Origin of the sequence: Micromonospora sp. NPDC049900, assembly GCF_044461025.1 — a bacterium.
GTDB lineage: Bacteria > Actinomycetota > Actinomycetes > Mycobacteriales > Micromonosporaceae > Micromonospora.
The window spans coordinates 66,872-90,234 of the sequence record NZ_JBITKM010000003.1 but is presented as its reverse complement, the minus strand read 5'-3'; the positions used below and the strand labels follow the sequence as shown (position 1 = coordinate 90,234).

Annotated in this window: 23 protein-coding genes and 1 tRNA gene; 21 read left to right on the top strand and 3 right to left on the bottom strand. The window is 71.9% G+C overall.

All coding sequences use genetic code 11. The features are described 5' to 3' along the window. Position 1 precedes the first annotated feature (1 nt). From ACIBMZ_RS08705 to ACIBMZ_RS08690, 4 genes are all read left to right on the top strand, one after another. The gene (locus ACIBMZ_RS08705; RefSeq protein WP_396691988.1) at positions 2-883 is read left to right on the top strand and encodes a hypothetical protein; all 882 of its coding nucleotides are present in this window, start codon (positions 2-4) and stop codon (positions 881-883) included. A 148-nt stretch (positions 884-1,031) separates the two neighbouring features. Beyond that, positions 1,032-2,327 (top strand): replication initiator, encoded by a 1,296-nt coding sequence (locus ACIBMZ_RS08700; RefSeq protein ID WP_396692702.1) that lies wholly within the window; start codon positions 1,032-1,034, stop codon positions 2,325-2,327. Beyond that, positions 2,324-2,512 (top strand): helix-turn-helix transcriptional regulator, encoded by a 189-nt coding sequence (locus ACIBMZ_RS08695; protein WP_396691987.1) that lies wholly within the window; start codon positions 2,324-2,326, stop codon positions 2,510-2,512. Before ACIBMZ_RS08700 ends, ACIBMZ_RS08695 begins: the two co-directional genes overlap by 4 nt. Positions 2,513-2,514: 2 nt before the next feature. Then, a complete protein-coding gene (locus ACIBMZ_RS08690) occupies positions 2,515-3,753 on the top strand; it encodes a tyrosine-type recombinase/integrase (protein WP_396691986.1) in 1,239 nt (412 codons plus the stop codon). 65 nt (positions 3,754-3,818) lie between these two features. Here ACIBMZ_RS08690 and ACIBMZ_RS08685 read toward each other — a convergent pair. Together ACIBMZ_RS08685 and ACIBMZ_RS08680 are read right to left on the bottom strand one after the other, a co-directional pair. After that, positions 3,819-3,890 (bottom strand) — tRNA-Lys (locus ACIBMZ_RS08685). Between the two features lie 67 nt (positions 3,891-3,957). Further along, positions 3,958-4,482 (bottom strand): SMI1/KNR4 family protein, encoded by a 525-nt coding sequence (locus tag ACIBMZ_RS08680; RefSeq protein ID WP_396691985.1) that lies wholly within the window; start codon positions 4,480-4,482, stop codon positions 3,958-3,960. Between the two features lie 369 nt (positions 4,483-4,851). Here ACIBMZ_RS08680 and ACIBMZ_RS08675 point away from each other — a divergent pair, with 369 nt between their 5' ends. The 16 genes from ACIBMZ_RS08675 to ACIBMZ_RS08600 are packed head-to-tail and all read left to right on the top strand — an operon-like array spanning position 4,852 to position 21,599. Further along, positions 4,852-6,033 (top strand): cytochrome P450, encoded by a 1,182-nt coding sequence (locus ACIBMZ_RS08675; protein WP_396691984.1) that lies wholly within the window; start codon positions 4,852-4,854, stop codon positions 6,031-6,033. A gap of 3 nt (positions 6,034-6,036) precedes the next feature. After that, positions 6,037-6,255, top strand: a complete 219-nt coding sequence (locus ACIBMZ_RS08670) for a ferredoxin (protein ID WP_396691983.1) — start codon at positions 6,037-6,039, stop codon at positions 6,253-6,255. Next, positions 6,252-8,024, top strand: coding sequence for a fatty acyl-AMP ligase (locus tag ACIBMZ_RS08665; RefSeq protein ID WP_396691982.1), 1,773 nt, complete (start codon positions 6,252-6,254; stop codon positions 8,022-8,024). The genes ACIBMZ_RS08670 and ACIBMZ_RS08665 overlap by 4 nt, the downstream gene beginning before the upstream one ends. Further along, positions 8,021-9,625, top strand: a complete 1,605-nt coding sequence (locus ACIBMZ_RS08660; RefSeq protein ID WP_396691981.1) for an acyl-CoA dehydrogenase family protein — start codon at positions 8,021-8,023, stop codon at positions 9,623-9,625. Before ACIBMZ_RS08665 ends, ACIBMZ_RS08660 begins: the two co-directional genes overlap by 4 nt. Next, a complete protein-coding gene (locus ACIBMZ_RS08655; RefSeq protein WP_396691980.1) occupies positions 9,622-11,307 on the top strand; it encodes an acyl-CoA dehydrogenase in 1,686 nt (561 codons plus the stop codon). Before ACIBMZ_RS08660 ends, ACIBMZ_RS08655 begins: the two co-directional genes overlap by 4 nt. A 47-nt stretch (positions 11,308-11,354) precedes the next feature. Next, the gene (locus ACIBMZ_RS08650) at positions 11,355-11,633 is read left to right on the top strand and encodes an acyl carrier protein (RefSeq protein WP_396691979.1); all 279 of its coding nucleotides are present in this window, start codon (positions 11,355-11,357) and stop codon (positions 11,631-11,633) included. After that, the gene (locus ACIBMZ_RS08645) at positions 11,630-12,562 is read left to right on the top strand and encodes a 3-oxoacyl-[acyl-carrier-protein] synthase III C-terminal domain-containing protein (RefSeq protein ID WP_396691978.1); all 933 of its coding nucleotides are present in this window, start codon (positions 11,630-11,632) and stop codon (positions 12,560-12,562) included. Before ACIBMZ_RS08650 ends, ACIBMZ_RS08645 begins: the two co-directional genes overlap by 4 nt. Positions 12,563-12,570: 8 nt before the next feature. Then, positions 12,571-13,941 (top strand): ATP-grasp domain-containing protein, encoded by a 1,371-nt coding sequence (locus tag ACIBMZ_RS08640; RefSeq protein WP_396691977.1) that lies wholly within the window; start codon positions 12,571-12,573, stop codon positions 13,939-13,941. Continuing rightward, positions 13,938-15,275, top strand: coding sequence for a type III PLP-dependent enzyme (locus tag ACIBMZ_RS08635; RefSeq protein ID WP_396691976.1), 1,338 nt, complete (start codon positions 13,938-13,940; stop codon positions 15,273-15,275). Before ACIBMZ_RS08640 ends, ACIBMZ_RS08635 begins: the two co-directional genes overlap by 4 nt. Next, positions 15,272-15,562, top strand: coding sequence for an acyl carrier protein (locus tag ACIBMZ_RS08630; protein WP_396691975.1), 291 nt, complete (start codon positions 15,272-15,274; stop codon positions 15,560-15,562). The genes ACIBMZ_RS08635 and ACIBMZ_RS08630 overlap by 4 nt, the downstream gene beginning before the upstream one ends. Before the next feature lie 2 nt (positions 15,563-15,564). Beyond that, entirely contained in the window at positions 15,565-16,437 is an 873-nt protein-coding gene (locus tag ACIBMZ_RS08625) for a hypothetical protein (protein ID WP_396691974.1), read from the top strand. Then, complete coding sequence (locus tag ACIBMZ_RS08620; RefSeq protein ID WP_396691973.1) at positions 16,434-17,000, top strand: acyl-CoA dehydrogenase family protein; 567 nt, start codon at positions 16,434-16,436, stop codon at positions 16,998-17,000. Before ACIBMZ_RS08625 ends, ACIBMZ_RS08620 begins: the two co-directional genes overlap by 4 nt. Next, positions 16,978-18,129 (top strand): acyl-CoA dehydrogenase family protein, encoded by a 1,152-nt coding sequence (locus ACIBMZ_RS08615; protein WP_396691972.1) that lies wholly within the window; start codon positions 16,978-16,980, stop codon positions 18,127-18,129. Before ACIBMZ_RS08620 ends, ACIBMZ_RS08615 begins: the two co-directional genes overlap by 23 nt. After that, positions 18,122-19,480 (top strand): MATE family efflux transporter, encoded by a 1,359-nt coding sequence (locus ACIBMZ_RS08610; RefSeq protein ID WP_396691971.1) that lies wholly within the window; start codon positions 18,122-18,124, stop codon positions 19,478-19,480. Before ACIBMZ_RS08615 ends, ACIBMZ_RS08610 begins: the two co-directional genes overlap by 8 nt. Further along, positions 19,468-20,823 carry a condensation domain-containing protein gene (locus tag ACIBMZ_RS08605; RefSeq protein ID WP_396691970.1) on the top strand — a complete coding sequence of 452 codons (1,356 nt, stop codon included), beginning with the start codon at positions 19,468-19,470 and terminating at the stop codon, positions 20,821-20,823. The genes ACIBMZ_RS08610 and ACIBMZ_RS08605 overlap by 13 nt, the downstream gene beginning before the upstream one ends. Continuing rightward, complete coding sequence (locus ACIBMZ_RS08600) at positions 20,823-21,599, top strand: 4'-phosphopantetheinyl transferase family protein (protein ID WP_396691969.1); 777 nt, start codon at positions 20,823-20,825, stop codon at positions 21,597-21,599. Before ACIBMZ_RS08605 ends, ACIBMZ_RS08600 begins: the two co-directional genes overlap by 1 nt. Here ACIBMZ_RS08600 and ACIBMZ_RS08595 read toward each other — a convergent pair. Further along, on the bottom strand, positions 21,531-22,184 hold the full coding sequence (locus ACIBMZ_RS08595) for a LuxR C-terminal-related transcriptional regulator (protein ID WP_396691968.1): 654 nt from the start codon (positions 22,182-22,184) through the stop codon (positions 21,531-21,533). The genes ACIBMZ_RS08600 and ACIBMZ_RS08595 overlap by 69 nt on opposite strands. 243 nt (positions 22,185-22,427) lie before the next feature. Between ACIBMZ_RS08595 and ACIBMZ_RS08590 the strand changes: the two genes are divergently transcribed. After that, on the top strand, positions 22,428-23,339 hold the full coding sequence (locus tag ACIBMZ_RS08590; protein WP_396691967.1) for a UbiA family prenyltransferase: 912 nt from the start codon (positions 22,428-22,430) through the stop codon (positions 23,337-23,339). Positions 23,340-23,363 lie beyond the last annotated feature (24 nt).

Sequence of the window (23,363 nt, the reverse complement as noted above, 5' to 3'; positions counted from 1 at the left end):
CATGCGGCGCGACGACAAGGCCGCCCGGCAGCCTCGGCAGGTCCGCAAGCTGTCCCGGCGGCTGGAGGTGGCGCGGCAGCTTCACGACCTGGAGCAGGATGCCGCACTCGACATCGTGGACATCGAACGGCTGCGGGTGTCCGTGACTCGCTCGATGTGGTTCTTCCTCGCGGTCGGGTCGGTGTTCACCACCACCGGCGTTCACGACTTCCTCGCGGGCGACCTCACCCCGGCCGACCCGGTCTGGTGGGGCTGCTGGGGCGTGGAGCCGTGCCTGGTCGGCATCCTCATCACCGTTCTGCGCTGGGAAGCCGCGATGATCGCCCGGGGCATCGACATCGACTCCCGCGCGGTCGACTGGCTGAAACGGTTCCTGCTCGGCTCGACCCTGGTCATGAACGTGGTACCGGCGCTGTGGCCTCGGGAAGGCGGGATCAGCGCGGGCATGCTCGCCGCGCACATCATGGTTCCGGTCCTGGTGTTCTTCCTCGCCGAAGTCATGCCGATCGTCCAGGCGCGCTGTACCCAGGCACGCCGGGCCATCACCCTGACGGCGCCTGACAACGCCGACCCGGCCCCGGCTTCCTCGGCGGAAGTGCCGGCCACTGCCGCGTCCGTCGCTGCGCCGCCGGTCACCCCGCTGGCCCCGGTCGAGCGCCTGGCCGACCCGCGCACCCCAACGGCGGTTCCGGCTGCGGCGGTGGAGCTGGATGGGCTCGGTATCCCCGTGGCGATGCAGGCCCAGATCCGGCAACTCGTCGCGGACTCGGCCACTGCGGTCACCGCCGTCGACATCCAACGCGCCACGCGCCTGCCACTGCCGATCGCGGCACGGGTGGTCGACCGGCTCACCCCGGTCACCGCCAACGGCTACGCGCACTGACCGTCCCACACCCGTTCTGGCTCGCCGTGCTCCTCGACCCGCAGGGGCACGGCGGGCCTGTCTCCGGAGGGATTCCATGTCCTCACCTCCCCGTCCACCACAACCCGCACCCGTGGGCCATGACGCTGAGGCCGCGCTGACCCGGTGGATGCGGTCTCCGGCCTACAAGCAATGGCGCACCGGCGTCGAGAGCGTCAAAGGCTGCCTCCAGCCGGTCCGCCTCGTCGGCAAGTGGGAAGTTCGACACCTCGGCACCGGCGACCTCATCGCCTCCCGGCAGGGCAAAGTGTGGGCGTCCTGCGGTACCCGCCGCGCTGCGGTCTGCCCGACCTGCGCCGACCGGTACGCCGCTGACGCCTGGCACCTGATCCACGCGGGCATGTCCGGCGGCAAAGGCGTCCCGCAGACCGTGGCCCGGTCAACCCGCCTGTTCGTCACCCTCACCGCCCCCTCGTTCGGCGCTGTCCACAACCGGCCCGGCAAACGGCCTTGCTCCTGCGGACGCTGGCACCCCGACGGCTACCCGCTACTGGGCAGCCCGGTCAACCCGGACTCCTACGACTACACCGGGGCGGTGCTGTGGCAGGCACACTCCGGCAAGCTGTGGCACCGCTTCACCATCGCCCTACGCCGCGCTGCCGCCGCCGCTGGTGGCCTCACCGTCCGCGCCTCCGGCTCACACCTACGCATCTCCTACGCCAAAGTCGCCGAATACCAACGGCGGGGCCTGGTCCACTTCCACGCCGTCATCCGGGTCGACGGACCGGCCGGACCGGACTCACCACCACCGGCCTGGCTGACCCCCGACGTCCTGGCCGACGCGGTCCGTTCCGCGGCTTCCTCCGTCCGGGTCGACACCACCCGCCCCGACGACACACCCCTGCCCCTCGGCTGGGGCGCCCAGGTCGACGTCAAGGACATCACCGCCACCGACATCGACGTAGCCGACAACACCGGCGACGACGAGGACCAGGCCGTGGCCGACAACCGGCTAGCCGGCTACATCGCCAAGTACGCCACCAAGGGCACCGAAGCGACCGAGACCGGCGACCGCCGCATCCGCTCACAGACACACATCGACCTGCTCACGGTCTCCGACCACCACCGGGCCATGATCCAAGCCGCCTGGGACCTCGGCGGCCTCGATCAGTACGCCGACCTCAAGCTCCGCCACTGGGCGCACATGCTCGGCTTCCGGGGCCACTTCCTCACCAAGTCCCGGATCTACTCCACCACCTTCAAACAGCTCCGCGCTGAGCGTCAGGCCCACCAGCTCCGCACGGCACTCACCGACGCCGGACTGCCCGAGACCACCGACGTCCTGGTCGTCAACGACTGGCAGATCCTCGGCATCGGCTACGACACCCCCGAGCAACTCGAACTCGCCGCCGCGATCGGAGACCGCATCCGCGCCGCACGCCCGACACGGAAGGAACCCGAATGAACACCACCCCCACCACCGAACGGCTGTGGAGCGTGCGCGACGTGTCGGCCTTCCTCGGCATCCCCGTCGGCACCCTCTACCAGTGGCGACACCGCCGCATCGGCCCCCGCGCCTCCCGCGTCGGCCGACACCTCCGATACGACCCCGCCGACGTGCGGACCTGGCTCCACCAGAAAGCAGCCTGACCATGCCCATCGATGACCTCTGGTACCTCACCAAACGCGGACCGGACAAGAAGCGGCTCCCCGCCAAGCGGCACGGCCGGGGCAAACGCTGGCGGGTCCGCTACACCGACGCCGCTGGCGAGTCCCGAGAGAAGCTGTTCGAGCGCAAGACCGACGCGGAAGCCTTCGACCTGGAGTGCCGTTCGGGTGTCGCGGCGGAGGTGAAGGCCACGCGAGAGACCGACCGGCTGGTCTTCGCTGAGTACGCGCAGCGTTGGCGGGAGTCGCGTGAGTCGGGCTGGGCCACGGAGACACGGCGGCGCATCCCGCAGAACCTGCGGAAACACCTCTTGCCTGTCTTCGGCGAGAAGCCGATTCGCTCCATCAACCTGACCGATGTGTTGGCTTGGTTGGGCCGCCTCCTCGATGACGGGGTGCCGAAGACGTCGGTGAGTCTGTATTTCGGGTTGTTCAAGACCATCATGAACGCGGCCGTTATCGACAAGGTGATTCCCGACAATCCCTGCAACGGGGTGAAGCTCGCGCAGATCCTGCGTGGTCTTTCTCGGGTACCGAAGTGGGTTCCGACGAACGACCAGGTTCTCAGGCTCGCTGAGGTGGTGCCACGCCGATTCCGGGCTGCCATTTGGCTTGGAGCTGGGGAAGGGCTTCGCCTGGGTGAGGTGCTGGGTATGGAGGCTGGGCCTCGCTGCGCGGACTTCGACAGTGGTGACCTGCATGTCGTCCAGCAGTTGCGGCACTCGCCGGAGCATTTCGGTGGCTTCTACCTCTCGACGCCCAAAAGCGGTTCCATTGGCACCGTGGACCTGGACCCGGTGGTCGCTGAGGAGCTGGCCGACCACCTGAGCGAGGTCGGTCCCGTTGAGTTCGAGTTGCCCGACATCACCACGGGGGAGCGGCTGACTCGTCCTGTGCCCGTTCTGTTCACCTCGGCGCGAGGGAAGCTGCTGACCGACACCTATTGGGCGGAGTTGTGGGCGGACTGGCGCGAGGCTGCGGGATGGCCGAAGGGTGGCACGTTCCACTCCTTGCGCCACTTCTTTGCCACGACTCTTATGAGCAACGGCGTCGAGCCTCAGGAGGTGCAGAAGGCGCTTCGGCACGCCAACCTGCGGATCACGCTGGAGACCTACGTCCACTGGTTGCCGAAGAAGGACCGGCCGCGTGGCTTGGTCGGTGGCCTCCTGCGGCAGGCAGGCAGCGAGCGGCGGGAAGCTCCGACGAGCCAAGATCGGAACTGAGTTGTGCCCTCGTTGTGCCCGATGATCTTTGCTTGACGTTATCGCAGGTCATCGGGGGTGTGCGGTGGGCCGCCTGGGACTCGAACCCAGAACCTAAGGATTAAAAGTCCTCAGCTCTGCCATTGAGCTAACGGCCCTCGGGCCATCAGGCTACCCGATCACCCGCCTCCGGGTTGAGGTCCGCCCGTGGCCGCAGGAGCGACGCTATCGGCACAGGGCGTCGATCTGCATGTCGAAGTCGGGGAACTCCGCGCGTGCCGCCGCAATCACCTCGCCCGCCGACCGCCGACGATCCGGTGCGAACCGCTGCGCGATCTCGGTGAGACGCGAGTCCGGCTGCGGCTCGTGCTCGTGCTCCGGGTACTGCGCCGCCTCCCAGGGACCGAAGCCGTCCGCCAGCAGCCACAGGTAGCTTCCCAGGTCCTGCGCCACCACGCCCGTCTCGCCCTCCGAGCCGAGGAACACCACCGGTTGCCGCTCGATCGGCTCGTCGGCGCGTACCAGCCAGAATGCGGCGAGGCCGCCGGTGCCGTCCTGCCCGAAGACGCGGAACCCGGCCCCGTCCAGCTCGGCGTTGCCGGTCCAGGACCGCCACCAGTCGGTGGTCTCGTCCGGGTCCAGGAACTCCGTGTACGGCTCGAAGTCGACACCGGCTCCATCGCGGTAGTCGAAGTCCCCCGCATGTGCTTCGGCCAACGGGGCGGGCAGTCCACGACGGTCGTCTTCCACGCCAGCACCCTAACCACGACGACCGACATCCATTCGGCCCGCCGTCTGGGGTTCGACGCTGTGGAGCGGCTCGGCCGACTCCGGCGTGGTGACCACCACCCCGCTACCCCACCCGCACCGTCCTGGAGAGTTCACCACCACCGGCACCGGATGCGCGGCCACCCGGCCACCGGCGGTGGGGCGCGGGGTGCGGACGGTCAAGGCGCCGGACCGGCCCACCCTGACCGAACGGCCCATACCCGGTCGGGCATACCCGAGCGGGCGCGCTTTCCGCCGCCCGGCGGTCGCTTATCGAAACCCTCTCACCTCAGCAGACTCGTCTCTCGACGGGACAAGCGGGGGAGAGGGGCGGTACCGGTGAGCAGAGCCGTGGCCACGCAAGACGTCGCGCAGCTTCCTGAGCTGCCGCTACAGCGTCAGTGTCCGTACCAGCCGCCGGCGGAGTATCGGGAACTGCGGGATCGCGGGACGGTCAGCCGGGCGCGGCTGTACGACGGCCGACCGGTCTGGGTGGTCACCGGGTATGCGGCGACCCGGACGATCCTGGCCAGCCCGGACACCAGTGTGGACGTACGGCAGCCGACCATGCCGCTGCCGGTGCCCGGCATGGCGGGGCTGCGGCAGAGCGGTTCGGCGACCATCGAGGCGTTGCTGCGGACCGATCCGCCGGAGCACTCGCGGCAGCGACGGGCGGTGCTGCCCAGCCTGACCTTCAAGCGGATCAGCGCCTGGGAGCCGGAGATCGTCCGGTACACCGACGCCTACCTGGACCGGATGCTGGCCGACTCGCCACCGGTGGATCTGCTCGACGTGTTCGCCAAGCCGCTCGTCGCGGAGGTACTGGGCCGGCTGCTCGGGGTGCCGGGGGCGGACGTCGAGCACTTCCAGACGCTGACCTACAAGCGGTTCAACCCGGTCCGGTCGATGACCGGCTACCTGACGCACCTGCTCACCGACGGTCGGGACGACCTGCGGGACGGCCAGTTGCGTGATCTGGTCGAGCGGATCGACGGGGGTGAGCTGACCGTCGAGGAGGCGGCCGGGTTGGGCATCGCCATCGTGCTGGCCGGGCAGGACATCACCGTCAACACGCTGGGCATGAGCGTGCTCGCGCTGCTCGCCGAGCGTACCCAACTCGACCTGCTCCGGGCCGAGCCGCAGCGCTGGCCGGACGCGGTCGAGGAGTTGCTGCGGTACCTGTCGCTCACCGGCGCCACGGTCCGCGTCGCCACCGCCGACCTGGAGGTGGACGGCGAGCTGATCCGGGCCGGTGAGGGCATCGTGCTGCTGCTTCCCGGGGCCAACCGGGACGCGGAGCGGTTCGCCCACCCCGATGTGCTGGACGTGCGGCGGGCCGCGCGCGGTCATCTGACCTTCGGCTTCGGCATCCACCAGTGCGTCGGCCAGCACCTCGGGCGGTTGGAGCTGCTGATCGCGTTGCGGGCCCTGTTCACCCGGATCCCCGGGCTGCACCTGGCCGTACCGGTCGAGCAGATCCCGGTCAGGCAGGGCGTGGTGTTCGGGCTCGGCCGGCTGCCGGTGCGGTGGTGACCGATGACGGTCCTGCTCACCGTCGCGGTGGAGCGCTGTCTCGGCGCGGGCCACTGCGTCCGGCTCGCGCCGGAGGTGTTCGACGAGGACGACCACGGGACGGTCGTGCTGCTGGTGGCCGAGCCGGAGCCGGATCGGGTCCCGGCCGTACGGGAGGCCGCGCAACTGTGCCCCAACCGAGCGATCTCGATTCAGACGACTCAGCAGGAGCGTGAACGGTGACCAGCTTCAGTGCCCGGATGGAGGTCAACGTCGCCCGGTTCGGCGAGCGGACCGCGTTCACCTACGTGGCCGACCCGATGCGCGACGACGCCCCGATCAACTACTCGTACGCCCAGATCCACGACGCGGCCCGTCGGGTCGGCGCGCTGCTTCAGGACCGGTTGGACGCCGGTGACCGGGCGATGCTGCTCTACCCGCCGGGTCCGCAGTTGGCCCTCGCCGTCCTCGGCTGCCTGTACTCCGGGGTGATCCCGATCGTGGTGCCGGTGCCGGACGGGCAGCAGCACCGCAGCCAGCGACTGACCGCGATCGTCCGCAACGCGCGGGCCGCCGCCCTACTCACCGAGGAACGGGTGGCCGGTGACGTGGCCGCCTGGGCGGAGGCGGCCGGGGTGGGCGACCTGCCGTGCCTGGTGACCGACGCGACCGCGCTGCCCGACGTCGGGCGGTTCCGCGCCCTGCCCGACGACCCGGACCGGATCGCCTTCCTCCAGTACACGTCCGGGTCCACCAGCCAGCCCCGGGGCGTGGTGGTGACACACGGCAACCTGGCCGACAACGCGGGGGTGTACCAGCGCATCCTCGGTGCGCCGTCGGACGCCCGGCACGGCGGCTGGCTGCCGATGCACCACGACTTCGGCCTGATCGGGCTCTTCCTCTCCCCGCTGTACGTCGGCAGCACCACCGTGCACATGCCCGCCTCGGTGTTCCTGCGACACCCGCAGAGCTGGCTGTTCCTGGTCGACCGCTTCGACGTGCAGATCTCCCCGGCACCCAACTTCGCCTACGAGATGTGCCTGAACCGGATCGCCGAGGAGAGGCTGGCCGGTCTGGACCTGTCCCGCTGGCGGGTGGCGGTCAACGGCGCCGAACCGGTCCAGGCGAGCACGTTGGCCCGCTTCCGCGACCGGTTCGCGCGCTACGGACTGCGGCCGGAGGCGATCGGCCCCGGCTACGGGCTGGCCGAGGCGACGCTGGCGGTCTCCTGCGCTGGGCAGTACCGACTCCCCCGGATCACCCGCGTCGACGCCGCGCACCTGGGCCGGGGGCGGGCCCGACCGGTCGGGCCGGAGGCCGACGAGGCGACCCGTGACCTGGTCGGCTGCGGCACGACGTCCGAGATGGACATCCGGATCGTCGACCCGGAGCGCCACGTGCTGCTCCCCGACGGCGAGGTCGGTGAGATCTGGCTGCGCGGCCCGGGTGTCGCCCGGGGCTACTGGGAGAACCCCGAGGCCACGGCCGCCGTCTTCGACGCGGGGACCGCCTGTGGCGAGCGCGGTTTCCTGCGCACCGGCGACCTCGGGGTACGCCTCGACGACGAGCTGTACATCTCCGGGCGGATCAAGGAACTGCTGATCATCCGGGGTCGCAACCTGTACCCGCAGGACCTGGAGGCCGAGGCGCGCGCGGTGCACCCCGCGCTGGCACTCGGGGTCGGTGCCGCGTTCAGCGTGCCGGTGCCCGAGGAGCAGGTGGTCCTGGTGCACGAGGTGCGGGCCGGGCGGGCGACGCCGGAGGAGTTGGCCCGGATCTCGGCGGCGGTGCGGCACCGGCTGTCCCGCGAGTTCGGGGTGGAGGCGAGCGTGCTGCTGGTCCGCCCGGGCGGGGTGTCCCGGACCACCAGCGGCAAGATCCAGCGGGTCGCGGTCCGTCGTGCCTTCCAGGAGGGCTCGCTCGTCGGCACGTACGCCGACCTCACTCCGGAGGTGCGCGCCCACCTGGACGCCGCCGACCGGGACCGGGAGCTGGCCGGGGTGGCCCGATGAGCGCCGTCACCACCTCGCCGGGCCTGCTGGACGCCGTCCTGGCCACGGCCGGGCCGTTCCGGCCGGACCGGGTCGCCGAGCTGGACCGGACCGAGACGTTCCCGACCGACGCCGTCCGGCTGCTGGACGAGCTGGGGGTGCCCGACTGGTACGTGCCGGCGCGCCTCGGCGGCGCGTTGACCGATCACGCGCAGCTCGTCGAGGTGGTCCGGACGATCGCCCGGCACGACCTGACCGCCGCGATCGCGCACGCCAAGACCTATCTGGGTGCGGTCTGCGTCTGGGTGGCCGGTGACCCGGAGCGGGCCGAGCGGCTCGGTACGCGGATCCGGGCCGGTGCGGTGGTCTCCTGGGCACTGACCGAGCGTGGGCACGGCAGCGACCTGGTGGCCGGTGAGCTGACCGCCACCGAGTGCCCGGACGGATACCGGTTGGACGGCGAGAAGTGGCCGATCAACAACGCCACCCGGGCCGAGACGATCTGCGTGCTCGCCCGCACCTCGGCCGACGGCGGGGCACGCGGCCACAGCCTGTTCCTGGTCGACAAGGACCGGCTCACCCCGGGCAGCTTCCGGACGCTGCCGAAGGCGCGTACCCACGGCATCCGGGGCGCGGACATCAGCGGCATCTCGTTCGACGGTGCGGTGGTGCCGACGCAGGCGCTGGTCGGGCGGCCCGGCGCGGGCCTGGAGATCGTGCTCAAGGCACTCCAGTTGACCCGGGTGATGGCGGCCGGGCTCTCGCTCGGCGCGGTCGACCACGCCCGGGAGCTGACCCTGCGATACGTGCGGGAGCGGGAACTCTACGGTCGTCGGCTGATCGAACTGCCGCACGTGCGGCGCGGCTTCGGGGAGATCTCCGCCGCCGCGCTGGTGGCCGAGTCGGTGGTGCTGTTCGCCGGGCGGGCGGCCGGTGCGCTACCCGGCGAGATGAGCGTCTACTCGGCGGTGGCGAAGGCGCTGGCACCGACCCTGGTCGACGAGGCGATCGCGCGTTGCGGCGAGTTGCTCGGTGCCCGCGCGTTCCTGACCACCGTGTACGCCGACGGCGCGTTCCAGAAGCTGGAACGGGACCACCGCATCGTGGGCATCTTCGACGGCAACACCTTCGTCAACCGACACTCGCTGATCACCCAGTTCCCGCGTCTGGTGGCCGGGTGGCGGCAGCGGGTCCGGGACGTCGCCGGACTGCGCGGCGTCGAGATCGGCGCGCCCACCGACCCGGGTCGCCTGGAGCTGTTCTCCCGCGCCGGATGCAGCCTGGTGCAGAGCCTGCCGTTCCTGGTCGAACAGATCCGCGCCACGGCGCCGGAGAGCGTGCTGGGGCTCGCCGCGCACGTCCTGGACTCCGCCGAGCGGCTGCACGACGAGATGGCGGCCCTGCCGCCGCAGGGCGTGACGGCCGGGGTCGAGGCGTTCGAGCTGGCCCGACGGTACGAGTGGTGCCTGGCCGCCGCCGCCGTACTGCACCGGTGGTCCGCCGAGCCCGCCCGGCCGGAACTGGCCGCCACGTTGGCCCTGGTCGTCGGTCGCCTCGGCGGTCTCCGGCCCGATCCCGCCGCCTTCGACCGGCTCACCGACGACCTCAAGGAGCTGTCATGACGGCCCCCGCCCGGCTGGACGAGCTGGAACACCTGCTCGGCGACCCGTCCGACGACGGCAACCCGACCGGCGCCGCCGCCGCGCTGGCCGCCGACGAGAAGGACGAGGTGTTCGACACCGCCGAGCGGGCCCTCGACGCGTACTGCCTCAACGCCGAGTTCGTGCCGCGCCGCCACGGCGGGCGGTTGGCCGGGGCCGACGACCTGATCCAGGTGCTGCGCACGGTGTTCCGGCGGGACCCGTCGCTGGGCCTCGGCTACGGCGTCAGCTCGTTCATCTCGTCGGTCAACGTGTGGGCCGCCGGCTCGCCGACGCAGACCCGCTGGGTCGCCGACACGCTGCTGTCCAACCAGAAGATCGCTTCGGCGTACCACGAGCTGGCGCACGGCAACGACTTCTCCCGCGCCGAGTTCGCGGCCCGGCCGGGCACGACCGGTGGGTGGCGGTTGACCGGGCGCAAGGAGGTCGTCACCAACGTCACGCGGGCACGCGGGCTGGTGCTGCTGGCCCGTACCGACGAGCGGCCGGGCAGCCGCAGCCACTCGCAGATCCTGGTGGACAAGCAGACCGTGCCGGACGGCGCGGTGCGTGACCTGGCCCGCTACCCGAGCGTGGGGATGCGCGGTGTGCAGTTGGGCGGCATCGAGTTCACCGACTGCCCGGTGGACGACGCGGCGGTGGTGGGTCGGCCCGGTCAGGGCATCGAGACCGCGCTGCGCTCGTTCCAGCTCACCCGCACCGCGATCCCCAGCATGCTCGCCGGTGTCCTCGACTCGGGCCTGCGGTCGACCATGGACTTCGCCGCCGACCGGCACCTCTACGGGCACCGCGTCGCCGACCAGCCCGAGGTGCGGCGGCTGCTCGTCGACGCGTACCTGGATCTGCTGATCTGCGACAGCCTCGGGCTGGTCGCGGCCCGCGCGCTGCACCTGCTGCCCGGCCAGACCAGCATGTACGCCTCCGCGGTGAAGTACCTGGTCGCCAAGCGGCTGATGGACTCGATGCACCAGCTCTCCCTGGTCCTCGGGGCGCACTTCTACCTGCGTGAGGGCCGGTACGCGATCTTCCAGAAGCTGCTGCGCGACCTGGCCCCGGCCGGGTTCGGGCACGCCGCCCGCGTCGCCTGCCTGGGCACCATGCTTCCCCAGGTACCGCTGCTGGCACGGCGCGGCTGGGTGCACCCGGAGCCGGCCGACCCGGCGCTGTTCCGGATCGGCGAGGAGCTGCCCGAGCTGCCGTTCGACCGGCTGCGGGTCTCCGCCGGTGGGCTGGACGGCCTGGCCGGGTCGCTGGGCGCGGCCGTCGACCGGCTCGATGCCGGGCCGGAGCAGCAGCGGCTCCGTCTGGTGGCCGAGCAGTTCCGGGCCGAACTGCGTGACCTCGCCGAGGCGGGAGCCGCGCTGCACCCCTCGGACCTGGGCGTGGACGCCCGCGTCGAGGTGCTCGACCTGCCCGCCCGGTACGCCACCGTGCTCGCCGCCTCGGCCTGCCTGAACGTCTGGCTGGCCCGCGACGACGGCCCGGCCTGGGTCACCGCGGCACTGGACCGGCTGGCCCGCAGCCTCGGCCGTGCCGGCGACGACCGCGCCGGCCGCCACCGCGAGCCGCTCTATCAGGAACTGGCCGCCCGGCACGCGGAGCGACGCAGCTTCGACCTGTCCCGCCGGGCGTTGCCGGGGTGACCCGGGAGCCAGTCCGCACCGCCAACCATCCGAGGAAGGAAACCCACATGGCATCCAACGCCGAGGGCGCGGGCGACCTGCGTTCCTGGTTGACCCGCTGCGTCGCGGAGTACCTGCGCCGGCCCGAGGACGAGATCGACCCCAGCGTCCGCCTCGCCGAGTACGGCCTGGACTCGGTCTACGCGCTCGCCCTCTGCGGCGACATCGAGACGCACCTGGACATGCGGCTCAGCGAGACCCTGGTCTGGGACCACCCGACCATCGACGAACTGACCGCGCACCTCACCGAGCTGATCGCCGAGCAGCAGCCCGCGGGTGCCCGGTGACGACCATCGAGGCGGTCTCCGCCCATCTCCCGTCGACGGTCGTACCGATCGAGGAGATCGGTGCCCGACTGGCGATGGACCCGAAGCAGGTGGCGACGTTCCGCCGCTTCTACGGCCTGTCCGAGGTGCGCTACGACCCGGACGGCGACCTGGCCCAGATGATGATCAACGCGGCCGGCAAGCTGACCGCGCTGACCGGACGCGAGAGCCAGGTCAGGTACGTGCTCCAGGCCCGCACCCTGCAGACCGTGGCGCCGTACCCGGAGAACCCGCTGCACCAGGTCCGCACCGCGCTCGGTCTGGAGCACGCGGTGTCGTTCGCGGTCACCCAGCACGCCTGCGCGTCGGGGCTGCTCGCCGTGCACCTCGCCGGTGAACTGCTGGCCGCCGACGGTGACCCGGACGCGTTGGCCCTGGTCTTCGCCGGGGAGAAGGCGTTCACTCCCACCGCGCAGCTCATCCCGAACACCACCTTCATGGGCGAGGGCTCGGCCGCCGTCCTGGTCGGCCTCGGCGGCGGCCACGACCGGCTGCTGGGCTACGCCACCCGGACGTACGGGCAGTTCAACGCCGGGCTGCGGATGGACGCCGCACGGGCCGCCGAGTTCGAGGCGATCTATCAGGACGGTCTCGCCGAGGTGGTCCTGGCGGCGGTGGAGAAGGCCGGTGTCGCCCTCTCCGACGTGGACCTGATCCTGCCGCACAACGTGAACCGGCTCTCCTGGGTCCGGCTGTGCAAGCAGCTCGGCTACCCGGTGGACCGGGTGCTGCTGGACAACGTCGCCTCGACCGGCCACTGCTTCTGCGCCGACTCCTTCATCAACTACCAGACGGCCCTGGAACTGGAGCGGCTCGCGCCGGGCGACCGCTACCTGATGGTCGCCGTCGGACTCGGCGCGACCTTCTCCGCCATGGTCTTCGAGCACTAGGAGGCATGATGACCACACCGTTCATACCCCGGCTCAAGACCGCGGTGACCGGCGGCCCGGACGCGCGTTTCGTCTTCCTCGGCAACTTCGAGGTGGAGGACGTGTGGGGCGAGGACGAGCCGGGCCTGCCCCGGATGGCGTTCGGCACCGGCAGCGCGGTGGTGAACCGGATGGACGAGTTCGCGCTGCTGCTCGCCGGTCCGGGTGACCGGGTGCTGCTCAAGGCCGCCCCCGATCCCGACTACCTGGCTTTCCTCACCGGCCTGGGCGTCGAGCTGCCGGAGATCCACACCGTCTCGGCGCAGAACCCGCAGCACACCGTCAGCCAGGACGTACTCGCCGACGAGGAGCTGCTGGGCCGGATGGCGCAGTGGGCGGAGCAGGGCGCGTACCTGTCGGTGCACGGCGTCTCGGTGCTGGAGGAGGAGATCGCCGCCCGCACCGGCGTCCGGATCGCCGGCAGCTCCGCGCAGACCTGCAAGGCGGTCAACAGCAAGGTCTACAGCCGCCAGGTCGCCGACGAGGTGGGCCTGCGGCAGCCGGCCGGTCGGGGCTGCGTCACGATCGCCGAGTGGTCGGCGGCGGTCGCCTGGGCCACGGAGGCACTGGCCGCCGGCCGCCGGGTGGTGGTCAAGGACGCGTACGGGGTCTCCGGCAAGGGCATCGTCGTGGTCGACGACCCGCGTCGGCTGGACCAGATGGACCGGATGGTGAGCCGCAAGGCGCGCACCACCGGCTCCGACCGGGTCGCCCTGGTGGTGGAGGAGTTCGTGGCCAAGCGGGCCGACCTCAACTACCAGATGACCGTGGGGCGCGACGGCGACGTCCGGTTCGACTTCGTCAAGGAGGCGATCACCGAGTCCGGCGTGCACAAGGGACACCGCATCCCGGCCCGGCTGGACGCGCGCCAGGAGGCGGAGATCCGGGAGGCGGCCCGGCTGCTCGGCGAGCGGCTGCACGCCGACGGCTACGTCGGGGTGGTCGGCGTGGACGCGATGGTCGGCGACGACGAGCGCCTCTTCCCGGTCACCGAGATCAACGCCCGCAACAACATGTCCACCTACCAGCTCCCGTTGCAGGAGCGCTTCGTTCCCGCCGGTTGGGTGGCACTGGCCCGGCAGTACCCGCTGCGGCTGCCCGAGCCGCTGCCGTTCAAGCGGCTGGACCGGGCGCTCGGCGACGTCCTGCTCACCCGGGCCGGCGAGGAGGGCGTCCTGGTGAACAACTTCGCCACGGTCAACGCCGCGGCCGGTGGCGACGGCGGCTTCGACGGCCGGCTCTACGCGCTGGTCATCGCCCCGACCGAGGAGCGGGTCCGCCAGCTCGACGAACACGTGGCCGGCGTGGTCGCCGGCCTGACCGAAAGGACCGGATCATGACCGCCGAGCACGACGTGCAGGGCATCGGCATCACCGAGTTGGCCGAGCGTTTCGGCACGCCGATGTTCGTCTACGACGGCGAGCAGTTGCGGCGGCAGTACCAGGGCCTGCGGGACCGGCTGCACCCCGCCGTGGACATGTTCTTCTCGCTGAAGGCCAACCCCAACCTGTCGGTCTGCGCGGTGCTGCACGGCTACGGCGCGTGCGCCGAGGTGTCGTCGCTGACCGAGCTGATCACCGCGCGGCGGGCCGGGGTGGCACCCCGGGACATCATCTTCCTCGGGCCCGGCAAGAGCCGCGACGAGCTGGCAGCATGCCTGCGCGAGCAGGTGTACGCGGTGGTCGTCGAGTCCTTCGGCGAGCTGGAACTGCTCAACGAGGTGGCCGCCGAGCACGACGTCGTGGCGCCGGTCGCGCTCCGGGTCAACCCGGAGTTCGCGGTCAAGGGCGGCGGGCTGACCATGGGCGGCAAGCCCCGACAGTTCGGCATCGACGAGGCGCAGCTCATCGCCGCGCCCGACCTGGGCGCGTTCCCCCACGTCCGGGTGATGGGCGTGCACGCCTACCTGGGCACGCGGATCCTCAGCGAGGAGGTCATCGCCGAGAACACCGCGCGGATCCTGGACCTCGCCGAGCGGCTCGCGCAGCGGCACGGCTTCCCGCTGGAGATGGTCGACATCGGCGGCGGGCTGGGCGTGGCGTACTTCGAGGGTGAGACCGACCTCGACCCGGCCCTGGTGGCCGAGCGGGTCAACCCGGTGGTCGAGGCGTTCCGCGACCGGCATCCGGACACCCGCGTGATCATGGAGTTGGGGCGGTACCTGACCGCGCCCGCCGGCGTCTACGTGGTGGGCGTCCGCTACGTCAAGGAGTCGATGGGCCAGCGCTTCGCCGTCGCCGACGGTGGCACCAACCACCACATGGCGGCCGTCGGCACCGGCTCCTTCGTCAAGCGCAACTACCCGATGGTCCTGCTCAACCGTCCGGCCGAGCCGGCCGTGGCGGAGTGGCAGGTGACCGGCCCGCTCTGCACGCCCAACGACACCATCGGCAAGAACGTGCCGCTGCCGACGGTCCGTCCCGGCGACCTGATCGGGGTGCTGCGCTCCGGCGCGTACGGGCCGACCGCCTCCCCCGTGCACTTCCTCAGCCACGGCTATCCCGCCGAGGTGCTGGTCCACGAGGGACACGCCTACCTGGTCCGGCACCGGGACGACCCGGAGGACCTGCTCAGCCGACAGCCGACGCACGACGAGCTGGCCGCACCGGCCCGGCTCGTGTCGACCGTCACCAGCAACGGACACCCCTCGAACGAAAGGATTCGTGTGTCATGACCGAGACGATTGTGCAGGGGCAGCCCCAGGCGCCGGTGGTGGACGAGGCCGTGGTGGCCAGCGTCCGTACCGCGCTCGCCGCCGTCCTCAAGCGGGACGCGGCGACCATCACCCCGGACACCCGGCTCTTCGACGACCTCGGGCTGGACTCGACCAGCGTGCTGGAGCTGCTGCTCGAACTGGAGAACGAGCTGGGCGCCGAGTTCGACCCGGACGACCTGGAGCAGCGGCACTTCGAGAGCGTCACCACCCTCTCCGAGTACGTCAACGAGCACGTGAGCCGCTGACCGTGTTCACCACAGTCGCACCACGGCTAGCCGCCGACCGGACCGGCCTCCTGCGGGAGCTGCCGGTCCGGTCGGCGGCGTCCGCCGACCGTACCTTCCGCGGCAACGGGCCGATCGAGGACGACGGCCTGGACCGCTACCTCGCCGACATGGTGGGCGCCTACGGTCGTTCCTACGACCCGGAGTTCCTCGCCCGGGCCCAGGTCACCTCGTACACCACGATGGCCTCGACGGTGGTGGCCGAGCTGACTCCGGGCGTGGACGCGCTGGGGCGGATCGTCCTCGCGTTCGCCACCCCGGACATCGACTCCCGGGCCTCGGCCGGGTGCTACCTGGTCGAGGCGGCACCCGGCCGCCCGACCGTGTTCTGCGTCAGCGACCAGGGCGTCACCGCTCCGTTCACCGCACTGCGGCTGGCCGCCGACCACCTGCGCGACGCGGCAGCCGACGCCCGTACCGCACTGGTCGTCCTCGACCAGCGCAACCTCCCGTGGGAGGTGGCGGCGACCGAACGGGTACCGGCCGAGGACGTCGCGGTGGCGTACGCCCTCCGGCCGACCGCGCCCGGCGAGGCCGGGGTGCTGCTCGCTCAGCGCACCGGGGTCGACCCGACGGCGGCAGCGGCGCTGCTGGTCGACGTCCTGGACGAGATCCGGGCCTACGACGAGCGACCGTTCGCGCTGGTGGCCGGGTACGACGTGCCGGTCACCGCCGAGGCCGCGCGGCGGGCCGAGCGGGTGCACCGGGTCGCACCGGGCGCGCTCTGCACCGGCATCTGGACCACCGCCCGGCGTCTGACCGGCCGGACCGTGCTGGTCGAGTACGACCCGGTGCTGCGCTACCTCAACGTGCTCGCCTGGGACCCGACGTGGTGACCGCGCAGACGGTGGTCACGCCGGCCGACTGCCGGACGATCGCCCGGCGGGACGGACTGGTGGCGGGCTGGACGGCGCTGGTGACCGCGACCGGCGCACCGGAGACGGTGCACGGGCCGCGCGGACACGGGCTGTGCCCGCCCGGGTGGCAGCCCCGGTCCGGCGGGATGGACGACCGACCCGCCGGGTGGGTGCTCGGCCTGACCTGGATGCGGCTCGGCGTCTCGCAGTGGCTGCTCGACCAGGCCAGGGAGTACCTGACCGGCCGGACCTCCGGTGGCGTGCCACTGATCCAGCAGCAACTGGTCCAGGGCAGCCTCGCCGAGATCGTCACCGAGCAGCAGGGCGTCGCCGCGGTCCTCGACGCGCTGGAGCACGACCCGGACCCGTCCCTCGCCGCGTACCTGCACCGGCAGCTCACCGACGCCGACCGCGCGTCGCTGCGGCTGCTCGGTGCCGGCGGCTTCCTCACCGACGGGCCGGGCGGGATCGCGCACCTGTCCGAACTGCTGGCCGACGCGTACCTCGACGGAGTTGACCATGGCGATCATCGAGCCGGATGACCGGCTGCGCGTGCTGCGCGAGCACGCCCGGGAGTGGGCCGCCGAGCTGCGGCCGTACGCCTTCGAGCTGGAACGCGACCCGGACACCGTCTACCGGCACCTGGACCTGCCCGCGGTGAACTACGTGGGCAAGACGATGATCCCCGCGCACCTGCAACCGGACCCGATGCGGATCGGCAGGTACACGTACTACGGCAGCACCGCCGTGGAGCGGGTGGTCGCCGCCGAGGAGATCGCCTTCGGCGACGCCGGGATGTTCCTCGCCTCGCCGGGCGCCTCGCTCTCCGGCGTCCTGGTCGGGATGCTCGGCGACGAGGCCCAGCAGGAGTGGTACTTCGAGCGGGTGCGGTCGCGTCCCACCTGGACGTTCTTCGCCCTGACCGAACCGGCGCGCGGCTCGGACGCGATGTCGCTGAGCACGCGGCTCCGCAGGGCGTCGGACGGGTCGGCGACCCTGCACGGCGAGAAGCGGTACGTCGGCAACGCGACCCGCGCCGAGGTGGGCACGGTCTTCGCGCGTACCGGCTCGGGGCCGCTCGGGGTGGTCGCGGTGCTGGTGGAGACGTCGGCCCCCGGCTACCACGCCCAGGCGCTGGACACCGTCGGTCTACGCGGCGCGCAGATCAGCGCGATCCGCCTCGACGGCGTACCGGTGGCACCCGGCCGGGTGCTCGGCGCCCACCTGCCGGCCTCGGCACGCGGGATGTGGAGTGCGCTGCGGACGTTCAACCTGCTGCGCCCCGGGGTGGCCGCCATCGCGTTGGGGATCGCCCGAGCGGCCATCGAGTATGCTCGATCGCAGTCCGGACGGGGTCGGGACGAGCTGGACCGGCTGGGTCATCGCGTGCACACCACACGCCGACTGATCCTGCGCGCCGCCCACGAGGTGGACCGGGACGCCCGCAACGGCTACTACGCCTCGGCCGCCAAGGCGCAGGCCGCCCAGCTCGCCGAGGAGGCCACCCAGCAGGCGTTGCGGATCCTCGGCCCGGGTTCCCGGTTCGAGCATCCCTGGCTGGACAAGCTGGCCCGCGACGCTCGGGGGGTCGAGTTCATGGAGGGCACCCGCAACATGCAGCGGCTCACCGTGTGTCACGCACTGACCAAGGGCAGGTTCGACGATGACTGAGTACCGCCGCCAGGTGCTGCGCCAGGCCTCGCCGATGGTTCTCGGCGACCTGGTGGGCGTGCTGGTCCCGCTCGTGGTGGTCGCCCTGATGAGCCGGATGGGCGACGACGCGCTCTACATCCGCTCGCTGTTCACCCCGATCATGTTCGTGATCATCGCCCTGCACGCCGGGCTCGCCGTACCGAACCAGGTCGCCTCGGCGCTCAGCGGTGACGACGCCGACAGCCGCATCCGGGCGCTGGCCGGGTTCGCCCGGATCGGTGCCGTGGCGTCGGTCGTGGTGTTGCTGCTGCTCGGTCTCGCCGCACCCGGGATGGGCCGGTTGTTCGGGGTCGACCCGGTGGCGCAGAGCGACTTCGTGTGGTTCGTCCGGTGGGTCTGTCTGGCCGCGCTGCTCGGGCTCGGGTCGGTGCTCTGCGGGGCCACCCTGCGCGGTGCCGGACGTCCCCGGGAGGGCGCCGCGGTGCTGCTCGCCGCCGCCGCCGTGGAGATCGTCGGCGTGGCCGCGCTCGGCCTGCCCGGCGGTCTGGGCCTGGGCCTGTGGTCGGTGCCGATCGCCATCGCCGCGTCCGGCGTGGTCGGCAGCGCGCTCGGCGGCTACCTGCTGTGGCGTACCCGGGTGTGGCAGCCCGGCGCGTCCCTGACGTGGCGACCCGACCTGCTCGGCCTGCTGGCCGGCGTGGGCCTGCCGGTCTTCGCCTCGTACGTGGCGATCTTCGCCAGCAACTTCGCGCTGACCTGGGTGGTGAGCGCCTTCGGCGCGACCGTGGTCTCCGGCTTCGCGGTGGCGTACGTGGTGCAGAGCGTGGTGATCGTCGCCGGGGTGGCGATCGGTGCAGCCACCGCGATCGTCGCCAACCAGTACCGGGGTGCCGGGGAGAGCCACCGGATGCCCGGCGTGCTGCGCGCCGGCCTCCAGGTGACCGCCGCGTTCTACGTGGTCTGCGCCCTGCTGGTCTGGACCGGCCGGGACTGGCTGGCCCGGGTGACCGCCGCCGATCCGGCGGTGGCCACCGAGGCGTCCCGCTACCTCGGCATCGTCGCGCCCACCTTCGTGCTGATGGGGCTGGTCCTCGCCGCGCTCACGGTGTTGGAGCAGGTCGGCGGCGGGCCGCTCGCGATCGCCCTGAACGTCGTCTACTTCGGCGGCATCGTGGCGGTCGGCGGCTACCTGGCCCGGTCCGCCGGTGGACCCGAGCCGCTGTACTGGACGATCGCGATCGCCAACCTGCTCGGCATCGCCGCCGTCTTCGCCACCGTCGTCTTCGTCCGTCGGCGAGCGGGCACCGCGACCACGAAAACCACCGACCACGACCAGGCAGCGAAGGAGGCGGCGGCATGGCGCGAATGACCCGGCAGGCGGTACGCATCGACGGCGAGCGGGGCGTGCTCGCCCCCGCCACCCTGGGACAGCGCAGCATCTGGGTGGACATCGACCGGCAGATGCCGGACACCTCCTTCTACAACTCGACGGTCTTCACCCCGGTGCCCGAGGGGGTGGACCTGCCGGGTGTGCTCACCGCGCTGGGTGCCCTGGTCCGCCGACACGAGGCGCTGCGCACCCTGTTCCACCGGGACCCGGACGGGAACCTGATGCAGCAGGTGACGGCCGCCGGTGAGCTGCCGGTGGAGATCTGCGAGGCCACCGCCGAGGACCCCGATCCACGGGCGCTCGTCGACGACCTGGAGGCACGGGTCCGGGGGCACCGGTTCGACCACACCACCGAGTGGCCGATCCGGCCCGCCGTCGGTGTCCTGGACGGCGCGCCCCGGGTGGTCATCACCTGTGTGTCGCACGCGGCCACCGACTACCTGGGCACCCGGGTGATCGGCAGCGAACTGGCCCGGCTGCTGGTCGGCGAGGAGCTGCCACCGCCCGCGATGCAGCCGGTCGAGTTGGCGGAGTTCGAGCGGAGCGAGCCGGGACGGCGGGTCCAGGAACGCTCGCTGGCCTACTGGCGGGAGCAACTGGCGAGCGCCCCGTCGGCGATCTTCCCGCCCCGCGAGCCGGAGGACCCCCGGTACGCCGTCGTCACGCTCGACTCCAGCGCGGTCAAGCTGGCCCTGGAGGCCCTCGCCACCCGCTACGCCACCGGCAGCTCGGTCGTGCTGCTCACGGCCACCGCGAAGGTTCTCGGCCGACGTACCGGTCACGGCCGGGTGCCGATGACCCTGATCGCCGGCAACCGGCACCGGGCGGAACTGCGGGGCTACGTCGGCAACCTGGTGCAGGACGTGCCGGCCACGGTCGACGTCTCCGCCGAGGACTTCGCCGTGCTGGTCAAGAGCTGCTGGGGTACGGCCGTGAAGGCGTACCGGAGCGGGATCAGCGACCGGCAGGAGATCAGCGCGCTGCGCGGCACGCTGGCCGCGACGGCCGATCCGTCCTGCTACTTCAACGACCTGCGACAGGCCGGGCCGGACACGGGCCGGACCGAGGAGGTGACCGCCGAACGGCTGCGTGGCGCGCAGGCGACCAGCCGACTCACCTTCCGTCCCGGGTACGAGACGGACGAGTTGACCTTCTTCCTCAAGGTGATCGAGGACGGGCCGGACCGGCTGGAGTTGACCGTACGCGCCGACACCACCCGCCTCGGCCGCGACGACGCCGCCGGGATCCTGCGGGAGATCGAGGAGTTGCTGGTGGCGGAGGCGGCGCAGGAACGGGTCCTGGCGGCGACCGGGACACCGTGATGCGTCTCGACGGAATCGTCCACGTCTGGCGGATACCGCTGGGCCGTCCACTCGTCGGTGATCCCGATCCGGCCCACCTGCTGGACCCGCACGAGCGTCGCCGGGCCGACCGGCTCGGCGACGCTCGGCTGCGCCGCCGCTACATCCGCGCGCACGCCACCAGCCGGTTGATCCTCGGCGGGTATCTCGGCGTACCGCCGGAGGAGGTGGTCTGGCACCGGGGTCGGCACGGCAAGCCGGCACTGCTCGGACGGCCGGAGACGAAGGCCAACCTGACGCACTCGGCCGACCTTGCCCTGTTGGCGGTCACCACCGGACGGGAGGTCGGGGTCGACGTGGAGCGACTGGCCCGGCCCGACCCGCACGGCACGCCGGCGCCGGTGGACCGGCTGGCGACGCGGTTCTACCCGCCCGGCGAGGCGTCCCGCGTCGGCCGGGCGCGCGGTCCGGCCCGGGACTGGTGGTACCTGCGCTACTGGACCCGCAAGGAGGCCTGCGTGAAGGCCAGCGGTGGGCGGCTGGTGCAGGGACTGCGGGTAGGGGTCGCCGGCTCGCAGCCGTACGGTCGTGGCCTGCGCTGCCGGGGTGCGGCGGGCCTACCCGGTCCGTGGGTGGTGCGGGATCTCCCGCTCGGCGACGGGCACCTGGCCTCGGTCGCGTTGACCGGGACCGCCGACTACCGGGTGGTGGTGCGGACCTGGCCCGGGCTACGCCGGTTCGGCCTGGATGAGCCGTTCCCGCAGGGCGATCGCCACCGCGAGGGTGCGGTTCGGTGAGTCCAGCTTGGTCATGATGCTGCCCACCAGACGCTTGGCGCCGTGTTCCGAGACACCGAGCCGACGGCCGATCTGTCGGTTGCTGAGCCCCTCGGCGAGCAGCGCCAACGTCTCCCGCTCACGGGCGGTGAGCACCGGAGCCCGGCCGCGTTCCCGCTGCGTCCGACCGGTGGCCAACCCGAGCAGGTGCCGGCTCAGGTCCGCCGGCACCACCAGTTGGCCGTCGGCCACCTGCACCAGTGCGCGGTGCAGGGACTCCGGCGTCAGGTCAGCGGCCAGGAGGTAGCCGTCCGGCGTCAGCCATCGCACGACGTCCACCTGGTCCGGCTCGTCGAGCAGCACGAGAAGCTTGTGCTGCCGCCCGTCGTCGTGCCTCCGGAGCGGGTCGGGGCGGCTGAGCGCCCGGGGCGAGGCGATGACCACGTCCGCCCCGTCCGACCCGGCCCGCAACCGCACCTGCGGCACCTGCTGGACCACGGCCGACACCCCCCGCCGGGTCACCTCGTTGTCGACCACCACGGCGATCGTCAGGTCGTCGGCCGGCGGTGCCGGTCGATACCCGGCGGACATCACCGGCCAGATCATCTTCTGCACCATTTCCCCCGGTCTCGCTTCCGCTCGTCGAAACAGCGTCGCAGGGCCACCATAAACATGCGGCATTGGCCGCAGTAGTGGTAGCTACGGAGGTGGTGCGTCGGTCGCGCGAAGGTGGCAGACGGTCTACCACCAAAGTAGTAGACACGACTGCCGTCGTCGGTGGAGCCAAATTGCCACCCGACTGATCGAGAATAGAGGCATCAATGCCGTGTCGCTATTCGAGGGGCGCCGATGTCTATTCAGTCGATTGCGGATCCGCTCTCGGGCGGTTCGCTGTCCCGGGTCGTCGGCCTCTCATTCTCGGAGAGCCGTCCGGTGGTGCAGGCCGTCTTCCAGCTCCGCTTCCTGACCGGCGCACTGCTGGCCGCACCGCCATTTCATCCGACCGCGGTACGGGACCTGACAGTGGGCGCACTGGCCTGGCTCTGCGCCACCTGGCAGGTGTATCTGCTCAACGGTCTCTGCGACCGCACCGAGGACCGACACAACGGCTCGGGCCGACCGCTCGCCACCGGCGCGCTGTCCGCCACCTCCGCCGGTGGGGCGGCGGCCGTCCTCAGCGTCCTCGCGATGACCCTCGGCCTGCTGGTCTCCCCCGGCTTCACCGTCCTGGTGGCGGCCATGCTGGCGCTCGGCTGGCTCTACTCGGCGGCGCCCCGACCGCAGAAGGCCAACCTGCCCGGCTTCGTCGGCGTGGTGGTGGGCGGCGGCCTGGCCACCTATCTGGCGGGCTGGCACGCGGCCGGCGGCGGCGTGCCGGACCCACGAGCGGTGACGGTGGCCGTGGCGCTGTCGTTCTGGATGGGCCTGGTGGGCATGACCAAGGACCTGCCGGACGTGGCCGGCGACCGGCTGGCCGGTCGGCACACCCTGCCGATCGTGCTGCCCGAACGTGTCGCGCGTCGACTGCTCGCCGCCGGCGCGCTGCTCGTCGCGGCGGGGCTGGCCACGGTCGCCGTCGCCGAGCCGACCCTGGTGCCGGCGGCCGGACTGCTGCTGGCCGGTGCGGTGGTGCTGGGCGTCTGCGTCCTGACCGGGTTGAGCCAGGGCGACCGCAGCCGCCGACGCCGCCCCTACCGCGCCTTCATGGTCACCCAGTACGCGGTGCACCTGACGGTGATCGCCCAGTGCCTCGCGGTCTGAGTGACCGCCCGCCGGTCCTGTCGC

What these genes read in the sequence shown, in the direction of transcription:
- ACIBMZ_RS08705 (WP_396691988.1), top strand. Translation starts at nt 2, where the DNA reads ATGCGGCGCGACGACAAGGCCGCCCGGCAGCCTCGGCAGGTCCGCAAG.
- ACIBMZ_RS08700 (WP_396692702.1), top strand. Translation starts at nt 1,032, where the DNA reads ATGCGGTCTCCGGCCTACAAGCAATGGCGCACCGGCGTCGAGAGCGTC.
- ACIBMZ_RS08695 (WP_396691987.1), top strand. Translation starts at nt 2,324, where the DNA reads ATGAACACCACCCCCACCACCGAACGGCTGTGGAGCGTGCGCGACGTG.
- ACIBMZ_RS08690 (WP_396691986.1), top strand. Translation starts at nt 2,515, where the DNA reads ATGCCCATCGATGACCTCTGGTACCTCACCAAACGCGGACCGGACAAG.
- ACIBMZ_RS08670 (WP_396691983.1), top strand. Translation starts at nt 6,037, where the DNA reads ATGACGGTCCTGCTCACCGTCGCGGTGGAGCGCTGTCTCGGCGCGGGC.
- ACIBMZ_RS08660 (WP_396691981.1), top strand. Translation starts at nt 8,021, where the DNA reads ATGAGCGCCGTCACCACCTCGCCGGGCCTGCTGGACGCCGTCCTGGCC.
- ACIBMZ_RS08655 (WP_396691980.1), top strand. Translation starts at nt 9,622, where the DNA reads ATGACGGCCCCCGCCCGGCTGGACGAGCTGGAACACCTGCTCGGCGAC.
- ACIBMZ_RS08650 (WP_396691979.1), top strand. Translation starts at nt 11,355, where the DNA reads ATGGCATCCAACGCCGAGGGCGCGGGCGACCTGCGTTCCTGGTTGACC.
- ACIBMZ_RS08640 (WP_396691977.1), top strand. Translation starts at nt 12,571, where the DNA reads ATGACCACACCGTTCATACCCCGGCTCAAGACCGCGGTGACCGGCGGC.
- ACIBMZ_RS08635 (WP_396691976.1), top strand. Translation starts at nt 13,938, where the DNA reads ATGACCGCCGAGCACGACGTGCAGGGCATCGGCATCACCGAGTTGGCC.
- ACIBMZ_RS08630 (WP_396691975.1), top strand. Translation starts at nt 15,272, where the DNA reads ATGACCGAGACGATTGTGCAGGGGCAGCCCCAGGCGCCGGTGGTGGAC.
- ACIBMZ_RS08615 (WP_396691972.1), top strand. Translation starts at nt 16,978, where the DNA reads ATGGCGATCATCGAGCCGGATGACCGGCTGCGCGTGCTGCGCGAGCAC.
- ACIBMZ_RS08610 (WP_396691971.1), top strand. Translation starts at nt 18,122, where the DNA reads ATGACTGAGTACCGCCGCCAGGTGCTGCGCCAGGCCTCGCCGATGGTT.
- ACIBMZ_RS08605 (WP_396691970.1), top strand. Translation starts at nt 19,468, where the DNA reads ATGGCGCGAATGACCCGGCAGGCGGTACGCATCGACGGCGAGCGGGGC.
- ACIBMZ_RS08600 (WP_396691969.1), top strand. Translation starts at nt 20,823, where the DNA reads ATGCGTCTCGACGGAATCGTCCACGTCTGGCGGATACCGCTGGGCCGT.
- ACIBMZ_RS08595 (WP_396691968.1), bottom strand. Translation starts at nt 22,184, where the DNA reads ATGATCTGGCCGGTGATGTCCGCCGGGTATCGACCGGCACCGCCGGCC.
- ACIBMZ_RS08590 (WP_396691967.1), top strand. Translation starts at nt 22,428, where the DNA reads ATGTCTATTCAGTCGATTGCGGATCCGCTCTCGGGCGGTTCGCTGTCC.